Source organism: Candidatus Rickettsia mendelii (assembly GCF_057543435.1).
The window spans coordinates 1-8,473 of record NZ_BTGX01000013.1 but is presented as its reverse complement, the minus strand read 5'-3'; the positions used below and the strand labels follow the sequence as shown (position 1 = coordinate 8,473).

The window sequence follows — 8,473 nt, the reverse complement described above, 5'->3', positions numbered from 1 at the left end:
CTTACAAATGACAGCGCTTGAAATACTTAAAATAATTTCTCTAATATGCAACAAGACTGACTTGATCGCGGAATAACAAAGAAAAATATCAAAACTTAGCAACAAATCCTATATGGCTAAGGCAGTAGGAATATATAGAACTTAGAACGGCATCTTAAAACCAGGTGGCAAATTTATACCGTTTAAAGCACCTGATAAAGAGTTGTGTGAATCCTTATCACATTTTTGTTTTGCATCATTAAAGGCAATTGATATTATTACTATGAAAGCAGGTAATCTAGCAAGAAACATAAAAATAAACTTTTTGCGTTTTTATTTTATCTAAACTTGTAGTATTGTGCTACATTAAGCTTTTTAATTCTAGATTCCAATTTTCGTGAGAGCATGACATAAGAGCTATGTAATACAATGTTCTAGTAGCATGACCTAAACTTAACTGTAAACAATACTAAAGAATTTGCTGTAATTGTAGAAAATATTGGGCAACTTAAATTTTATTTAAAATTTAAGCTGAATCACCTAATGGTTCTGAAGATTCAGTTTTTTGCTCACGTAAATAATCTTGAGCTTCTGATTCTGATCTTGTAACAATAACTGTAACTTTAGAGGTAAGCTCTGCATGAAGCCTTATTTCAACTGTATAGATGCCAGTAGATTTAATTTGCTTATCAAGAACAATATCTGAATGAGCAATATTATAAGATACACTTCTGGATAATTTATCAGCTATTTCTTTATTAGTAACTGATCCAAAAAGTTTACCATCATCTGATGTTTGACGAATGAAAATTAGTTTTTGATCTTTAATAAGATCATTAATTTTTGCTACTTCTTCTCTTATTTGCTTATCTTTTGCTTCTAATTCGTGTTTTTGTTTAACGATTAGATCTTTGTTAAGCTCGGTGGCCCTAATAGCTAATTTTTGTGGTAAAAGATAATTACGACCAAAACCATCAGCTACTTTGAGTATATCTCCAATTTTACCTAATTTTCTTACAGGTTTTATTAATATAATCTCCATGTATTATGCCTTTATTTAGCTTGAAATACAAAAGGTAATAACGCTAAAATCCTTGCAATTTTAATAGCATTATTTAATTTTCTTTGTTTTTTTGCACAAACATTTGTTATTCTGCTTGGTAGCATCCTACCGCCTTCAGAGACAAATTTTATTAAAAGCTCAGGATTTTTATAATCAATAACTGGTGCATTAGACAAAGAAAGAGGACACCCCTTACGTCTTCTAAAAAACACTTTTTTAGTAATTTTATCCCCTACCTTACGGACAGTTGTTTCATTAACACTACTATCTTTTAACATTGTTTTACCTTAATTCTTACAAATTTTAACACTTAACTATTAACTGTTACATCAATTACTGGAGTATTTTCTGTATTCTGATTTTTTAATATTGGTGAAGGTTCACTATTAATTGAATCCACTTTAATTGTAAGAAACCTAATAATATTTTCGTTAAGTTTCATTTTTCTTTCTAGTTCTTCTTTTATATTTTGAGTAGCATCTAGACCTAAAAAATAATAATGTCCTTTTTTGTTATTACCAATTTTGTAAGCTAAAGTTCTTAACCCCCAATATTCTTTTTTTACAATAGCACCATTATTATATTTAATTATCTTAATAAAATCATCAACGATTTTATCTATATCATTTAATGATACATCTTGGCGTATAATAAAAACTGACTCATAAAAGCTCATAATATATAAGGATCTCCAACAAACAAACTTTATAAAGGGATAGTAATAGCAACTAAAACTACTAAATTCAAGTATTATCTTTAAAAAAAGTATCATTTCTTTATTTCTTTTTATAAAAAGCTTAGCATATACCTTAATAAATTTAAAAATCCTTAGATAGGAGTTTTAATTATTTATTGAATATTAATTTAGTACTTGACTAGCCTTATCTAAGATTTTTAATTACATCTAAGAATAAAGAAAAATAATAATGTTAATATTTATTAAAGCAATGATAATAATATAGTTAAAGAGTAGGCTTTAATATTTAAAGCAGGAATCTCATTGTTGGAAAAAGCATTAACTTATTTTTTAGTCAAACGCTTGATATTATGGTTATTAGTGCAGAATTACAGGAAAATCTTTACAATAATAATAAATAACGCTAAAATTTTTCTAAAGCGCTAATAACCTTTATTACTGTTAGATAAGCAATTAAATACTTAAGTAGAGGATGTACTTTACTTAACTAATTTTTTTATCCCCAATGTAATTTAAGTACTCATATTTAAAGAATTAGTTAAAGCATTTTTAGCGAGATAATTATAAAGAACATTGATTAAAAGTATATTTTAAAGGCAGATAGAATACTTCGTCTAGGTCATATCAGGTTTAAATTTTTAAATAAAGTGTTTTTGTTTCAAGAACCTACTATTTGTGCAAAAAATGAAGAAAGCTTTTAAATTAGGATGAGAGATGTTATAATTTTAAAGATATATTAATGGTTAAAATTGTTCGTTTTATTAGTTATTATTAAAATGAAGAATGTAATGACTATTAGTGCTATATCTGAATTAAATTAAGCCAAAATTTTCTTTGTATTTATAAATTAATTATGTTAATAACATTCTTAATTATATTAACGTGCACTACAGATAAAATTTTATTTGCAAATCTTATCTGTAGTTAATATGTATATGTTATAATTAAAAACCGGTTAAATTTTATGTTAAGTAAACTAAATAAACCTGCCTTATTTGCTTTAATATTTTATCCTATTTTCATTATATCTCTTTTAGTTAAATATTTATTTGATTATGGGATAGGCTTAGCTGAAGTTATTTTTATGATTAGTAGTTATTATATTTATAATATTACTGTTGGCATCGGTTTACATAGGTTATGGTCTCATAATGCTTATAAAACAAACAAATATGTTGAATTTATTTTAGTTATGCTATCTGCAGGAACATTGCAAGGGCCTGCTTTGTCTTGGGCATCAAATCATTATAAGCATCACACTTATACTGATAAAGATCAAGACCCTCATAGTCCATTAAAATTTAACAATAGATTTTTAGGTTTTATGTGGTCTCATTTAGGATGGATGCTAGTTGGAAGTGGTAGTTATAAATCAATTGATCGTGTTACTTGGGTTAAGCTCGGCAAAAATAGTTTATTAAAATGGCAGTTAAAATATTATTGGCAAATAGCAGCTTTTATGAATGTTATTGTACCTTTATTTATTGGTTACTTAGCTGGAGGTACTATGCATTCGGCATATGCAGCATTTTTATTTGTAGGGCTTGGTAGATTTTTACAGCAGCAAGCAACATTCTGCGTTAATTCCTTATGCCACTTTGTCGGTAGTAAAAAATATTATAAAGGAACTGCTGGAGATATTTGGTGGATGGCACTGTTCTTGCTTGGTGAGAATTGGCACAATTATCATCATGCTTTTCCTTCAGATTATCGTAACGGTATAAAATGGTATCATTTTGATGTTCATAAATGGATAATATTTTTAATGAGTCAAGTTGGCTTGGCTTCAGAGCTTGAACGTACTACAAAAGTACGAATACAGGCAAAAATGCAAGAAACTTTGAGTTATCTTAGTGAGAAACAAAAACAAAAATTAAATTTAATGCAAATCAAAATAGATCAACTCTTAGAAAATTTATGCTTTAAAATTAAAGAGCTTGAAGAATCATCTACTACAATTAAAGGACAATTTAAAAAATCTTTTATAGAAATACAAGAATCTCTTAAAAATTTAGCAGAACAAATAAGCTCTACAACGCAAGTAACAGAGAGACCTTCAGAAAAATTATTAAAAATAGTTAATAGAAAAATTATTGATGCTGAACAATCTATTTGTAAGCTGTACAATCAATTAAATACATTGAAAGTATCTAATTAATTTTAAATAAGCATAAAGCTATGTCTTGGCTTAATCTAGTGTACAAATGTTGCTCATATGGCTTATGTTATCTAGTATACACCGCTATAACATAAAAACCAAAGAAATGATAAAAATTTTAGGAATAGAGTCAAGCTGTGATGATACAGCTGCTGCTGTAATCACTGAGCATAAACAAATTTTATCTAATATAATTATTTCACAAAATCAACAACATAAAGATTTTGGAGGAGTAGTACCAGAGATTGCTGCACGTTCTCATCTATCTAATTTAGATAAAGCAGTGGAACGTACACTCATAGAAAGTAAAACTAACTTAACAGAGATTAGTGCAATTGCTGCAACCTCCGGTCCTGGTTTGATTGGTGGAGTTATAGTTGGTTCAATGTTTGCAAGATCACTTAGTGCAACCTTAAAAAAGCCTTTTATTGCAGTAAATCATTTAGAAGGGCATGCTTTAACTGCAAGGTTAACAGACAATATTTCTTATCCTTATTTACTATTACTAGCCTCAGGAGGACATTGCCAATTTGTAGCAGTCTTAGGATTAGGGAAGTATAAAATACTAGGTTCTACTATAGATGATGCTATAGGTGAAGCTTTCGATAAAGTAGCAAAAATGCTAGATTTACCTTTCCCAGGTGGTCCTGAGATTGAAAAAAGAGCAAAATTTGGTAATAAGTATAAATATAAATTTCCAAAACCAATAATTAACAATGGTAATTGTAATATGTCTTTTTCAGGACTTAAAACTGCCGTGCGTATTTTAATAATGAACTTAAAAGAAATCAATAATATAGTGATTAATGATATAGCCGCAAGTTTCCAGTTTACAATAGGAGAAATTTTAAGTAGCAAAATTTTAGAGGCTATTAAAGCATATAAACAAGTTGTAAATGGTATTGATAACAGAAATATAGTGATTGCTGGCGGTGTTGCAGCTAATAAATATTTATATGAAATATTAGATAATTGTTTATCGACTCGTGGCTATAAGCTTATTTCTCCTCCTCCTTCTCTTTGTACCGACAATGCAGCAATGATTGCTTATGCTGGGCTTGAACGGTATAATAATAAGTTATTTACTCCTTTAAATTTTAACCCAAAAGCTAGGTGGGGTCTCGAAGAAATATAAATCTTTGTATGAAATAAACTTTTTTATCATTTTTTTGTATTATTTTAAGAATTAAACTTAATTAATAAACATAAATTATTAACTTAGGATATTGTACAAAATTTATATATAAAATAAGTTAAATTTACGAACAATGATAAAATTGAACATGAATTAGATATAGATAATGTATTTCATAGCTCATAAATAAAGCAACAAATTTGAGTGTTTAACTATAACACTTTGTTAACACAACTCTATATCTAATAAATAAAGCATAGTCTATAGTCTATCTTTAATTTTAGCAAAAATAAAATAATTAAATTATACTGATACTAAAGAAAACATGATTAAAAATGTTCATCTTATATAAAACAGTAAATCTAATATTAGAAACCATTAAATGGTACAACTAAAGATCAATAATTAGTTTCTAAAAGTATTAGAAAAAGAGAAAAATATTATTAACGAATATTTATCAAACGTTGGAACAAATATTATATGTTGTTTCACTGCACATTAACAGATCAACACCCACATTATTTGATATTAATGTTCCTAACTCAAATGGTAGCGGTTATTATGAATTATCCGAGAAAGGATTGATGTAACAAGTTAAAAAGTTAACCCACATTACTTGACACTTATAAATATTTTCAATCAAAATCATCCTAAATTAAACATTCTATCCTCTCATTTGCTTTTCTTTGTTCACTCTAAGCTACATTCCAATTTAAGTTATTCATTATTTTCTATAAATTTATTAATCATAAAAATTAATCAAATTACTTTTTTATCTGCAATTTTCCTTTTTCTGCACTTATTTTAACTATTTTACTACTGCTTATTTCACCTGCTAAAATCATCTTAGCTAAATTATTTTGTATCTCTCGTTGTATTAAATGCTTTAAAGGACGAGCACCAAAGCTAGGATCATAACCTTTTTCAGCTAAATAATTAAGTGCTGATTCAGCAAATTCTAATATTATATTTTGCTGTAGTAAAATTTTCTTTAAGTTCTCAAGTTGAATTTTAACTATATCATGAATATGATTACGGTTTAGGCGATGAAATAATATAATTTCGTCTAATCTATTTAAAAATTCTGGTTTAAATGCTGCTCTTACATATTCCATAACTTGGTCTTTTACCTTATAACTATCTTCATCTTCCTTTTGATTAACAAGTATTTCTGCACCTAAATTGGAAGTTAAAACAATAATAGTATTCTTAAAATCAACTGTTATACCTTGACTATCAGTTAATCTTCCTTCATCAAGTATCTGTAGCATAATATTAAATATATCAGGATGAGCTTTTTCAACCTCATCAAATAATATTACTTGATATGGGCGTCTTCTTACCACTTCAGTTAGAACCCCTCCTTGATCATAACCAATATAGCCAGGTGGTGCACCAATCAACCGAGAAACCGCATGCTTCTCCATATATTCAGACATATCGATGCGTAAAATAGCATTGCGATCATCAAATAAAAAAGCAGCCAGTGCTTTAGTTAGCTCGGTTTTACCGACACCAGTCGGCCCTAAAAACAAGAATGAACCAAGTGGACGATTGATATCTTGAATACCAGCCCGTGCTCTTCTAACCGCATCACTAATACTTTTGATTGCTTCATTTTGACCTATGACTAATTTACGAAGTTCTTGCTCCATTACAAGCAGACGTTCACGCTCACTTGATAACATCGTATCAATAGGTACACCAGTAATACGAGAAATGATACTTGCTATATCATTTTCTGATACTATTTCTTTTAATAAACCTCGAGTACTTCCGTTTTCTGTATCTTGAATTTTTTTTATGAGTTCAGGAATAATACCGTATTTTAATTCACTAGCTTTAGCAAGGTTAGCGTCACGTTCAGCCCGTTCTAGGTCACTCTTTGCACGATCTAGTTCTTCCTTAAGCTTCTGTTGTTGTTGAATCTGAGACTTTTCTGCTTGCCACTTGGCACTCATATCATATGATTTAGATTCTAGCTTTTTGAGTTCTTCTGTTAAATGCGTAATTTTCTTCTTATAATGTTCGTCATTTTCTTTTTCTAATGCTGCAAGCTCTATCTTTATTTGAATAATCCGACGATCTAACTCATCAAGATCTTCAGGTTTACTTGATAATTCTATTTTCATACGGCTACAAGCTTCGTCAATTAAATCAATAGCTTTATCAGGTAAATAACGATCAGTAATATAACGATTTGAAAGAGTAGCTGCTGCAACTATTGCACTATCGGAAATTCTTACTGCGTGATGTAACTCATATTTCTCTTTAATTCCACGTAATATAGAAATAGTATCCTCGACAGTCGGCTCACTGACATATACAGGTTGAAAACGACGTGCAAGGGCAGCATCTTTTTCAATATACTTCCGATATTCATCTAAAGTAGTAGCACCAATGCAGTGCAATTCACCGCGTGCAAGCAGCGGTTTTAGTAAATTTGATGCATCCATAGCACCATCAATTTTACCTGTACCAACAAGCAAATGTAGCTCATCAATAAATAGGATAATTTCACCGTTTGATCCTTTGATTTCATTAAGTACTGCCTTAAGCCGTTCTTCAAATTCACCTCGATATTTAGCACCAGCAATAAGTGCTCCCATATCAAGCTCAATAATACAGCAATTTATAAGTGTTTCCGGTACATCTTTACTAAATATTCTTTGTGCGAGTCCTTCAATTATAGCAGTCTTACCAACCCCTGGTTCACCTATTAATACTGGATTATTCTTCATACGACGTGATAATACTTGCACTGTTCTTCTTATTTCTTCATCACGCCCAATTATTGGATCAAGTTTACCGTTTTCAGCAAGTTCTGTAACATCTCTTCCATATTTCTTTAGAGCATCATAGTTATTTTCTGCTGATTTGCTATCTGCTTTTCTAGCTTTACGTAGTTGCATAATAGCTGTAGCAATTTTCTTACTACTTACTCCATTATTAGTTAAAATTTTACCGGTTATAGCATCATCATAAGTTAAGCTTTCTAAAATACGTTCAATTGTTACAAAACTATCACCATTATCTTTTGCAAGACTATTTGCTTTTTCTAATGCTTTAAGAGTTGCAGCAGAAAAGTAAATTTGCTTACCACCTTGAACTTGTACTTTTGGAATTCTATTTAGCTCAAATTGAACTTGATCACTTAATATATTTAAATTACAATCGATATTATTAATGAGACTCTGAATTATACCTGTTTCCTCATTTAGGAGACTAGATAATACATGAAGCGGTAATACTTGTTGATGATCATTTTTAGCAGCTAAAAACTGACTATTTGTTATTATTGATTCAGCATGTGTAGTAAATTTATCAATATTCATATAAATAATATATTATAATTATTAAGATTAAAAATTTTTAACAGATTATTATTTAATTATTTTAAATTAAAATACAAGGGTTAGACAATAATTGTAAAGCTTTAAC

Annotated in this window: 6 protein-coding genes and 1 pseudogene; 2 read left to right on the top strand and 5 right to left on the bottom strand. The window is 29.0% G+C overall.

Features of this window, described 5'->3' with window-relative positions:
* Positions 1 to 141: 141 nt before the first annotated feature.
* The 4 genes and pseudogenes from AC27F4_RS02365 to rpsF form a co-directional block, all read right to left on the bottom strand.
* Positions 142 to 258 (bottom strand): annotated as a pseudogene (locus tag AC27F4_RS02365) (YbaB/EbfC family nucleoid-associated protein); the annotation flags it as partial.
* A 247-nt stretch (positions 259 to 505) separates the two neighbouring features.
* The gene (rplI, locus tag AC27F4_RS02360) at positions 506 to 1,021 is read right to left on the bottom strand and encodes a 50S ribosomal protein L9 (RefSeq protein WP_487061723.1); all 516 of its coding nucleotides are present in this window, start codon (positions 1,019 to 1,021) and stop codon (positions 506 to 508) included.
* A gap of 11 nt (positions 1,022 to 1,032) precedes the next feature.
* Positions 1,033 to 1,320 carry a 30S ribosomal protein S18 gene (rpsR, locus tag AC27F4_RS02355; RefSeq protein ID WP_487061721.1) on the bottom strand — a complete coding sequence of 96 codons (288 nt, stop codon included), beginning with the start codon at positions 1,318 to 1,320 and terminating at the stop codon, positions 1,033 to 1,035.
* Between the two features lie 32 nt (positions 1,321 to 1,352).
* Positions 1,353 to 1,718: a 30S ribosomal protein S6 gene (gene rpsF, locus AC27F4_RS02350; RefSeq protein ID WP_487061719.1), complete on the bottom strand. Its 366-nt coding sequence runs from the start codon at positions 1,716 to 1,718 to the stop codon at positions 1,353 to 1,355.
* A gap of 985 nt (positions 1,719 to 2,703) precedes the next feature.
* Here rpsF and AC27F4_RS02345 point away from each other — a divergent pair.
* Together AC27F4_RS02345 and tsaD are read left to right on the top strand one after the other, a co-directional pair.
* Complete coding sequence (locus tag AC27F4_RS02345) at positions 2,704 to 3,897, top strand: acyl-CoA desaturase (RefSeq protein ID WP_487061717.1); 1,194 nt, start codon at positions 2,704 to 2,706, stop codon at positions 3,895 to 3,897.
* A gap of 106 nt (positions 3,898 to 4,003) precedes the next feature.
* Positions 4,004 to 5,032: a tRNA (adenosine(37)-N6)-threonylcarbamoyltransferase complex transferase subunit TsaD gene (gene tsaD / locus AC27F4_RS02340; RefSeq protein ID WP_487061715.1), complete on the top strand. Its 1,029-nt coding sequence runs from the start codon at positions 4,004 to 4,006 to the stop codon at positions 5,030 to 5,032.
* Between the two features lie 764 nt (positions 5,033 to 5,796).
* Here the strand turns inward: tsaD and clpB are convergent.
* Positions 5,797 to 8,367: an ATP-dependent chaperone ClpB gene (gene clpB / locus AC27F4_RS02335; RefSeq protein WP_487061713.1), complete on the bottom strand. Its 2,571-nt coding sequence runs from the start codon at positions 8,365 to 8,367 to the stop codon at positions 5,797 to 5,799.
* Positions 8,368 to 8,473 lie beyond the last annotated feature (106 nt).

Bases quoted from the DNA above. Each gene is read 5' to 3' on its own strand.
- rplI (WP_487061723.1), bottom strand. From the start codon at position 1,021: ATGGAGATTATATTAATAAAACCTGTAAGAAAATTAGGTAAAATTGGA.
- rpsR (WP_487061721.1), bottom strand. From the start codon at position 1,320: ATGTTAAAAGATAGTAGTGTTAATGAAACAACTGTCCGTAAGGTAGGG.
- rpsF (WP_487061719.1), bottom strand. From the start codon at position 1,718: ATGAGCTTTTATGAGTCAGTTTTTATTATACGCCAAGATGTATCATTA.
- AC27F4_RS02345 (WP_487061717.1), top strand. From the start codon at position 2,704: ATGTTAAGTAAACTAAATAAACCTGCCTTATTTGCTTTAATATTTTAT.
- tsaD (WP_487061715.1), top strand. From the start codon at position 4,004: ATGATAAAAATTTTAGGAATAGAGTCAAGCTGTGATGATACAGCTGCT.
- clpB (WP_487061713.1), bottom strand. From the start codon at position 8,367: ATGAATATTGATAAATTTACTACACATGCTGAATCAATAATAACAAAT.